The sequence below is a fragment of the Paraburkholderia sp. SIMBA_054 genome (assembly GCF_046534875.1).
In the GTDB taxonomy this organism is placed as follows: Bacteria; Pseudomonadota; Gammaproteobacteria; order Burkholderiales; family Burkholderiaceae; genus Paraburkholderia; species Paraburkholderia hospita.
Genome location: NZ_JAWRXV010001596.1, coordinates 1 through 240 on the forward strand (window position 1 = coordinate 1; position 240 = coordinate 240).

1 protein-coding gene is annotated in these 240 nt (G+C 27.9%); it reads right to left on the reverse strand.

Annotation, left to right across the window (positions count from 1 at the left end; all coding sequences use genetic code 11):
* A partial coding sequence (locus SB822_RS60450) for a hypothetical protein (protein ID WP_410859565.1) occupies positions 1-240 on the reverse strand: 240 nt, incomplete at both ends.

A 240-nucleotide genomic window follows, 5' to 3' on the forward strand; every position in this document is an offset into this window, starting at 1 on the left:
ATATTTTAATTCCCGCTCTTGAAGTACATTTTCAATCTTTTTCATCATTTCAATCCGAGAATCTGACAGTGATTTTTTCTTATCATTTCTTCGATGTTTTGAGCTTCTTTTATAATCTAAGCGAATTTTATTCTCTTTGTAATAATCCACACATTCCTTATAAAGTTCATGCAGATTTTCAATTCCACAATTTTTAAAAGTCTCTTCTAATAAATCGTAATTGAATAGTTTCTGTTCTCT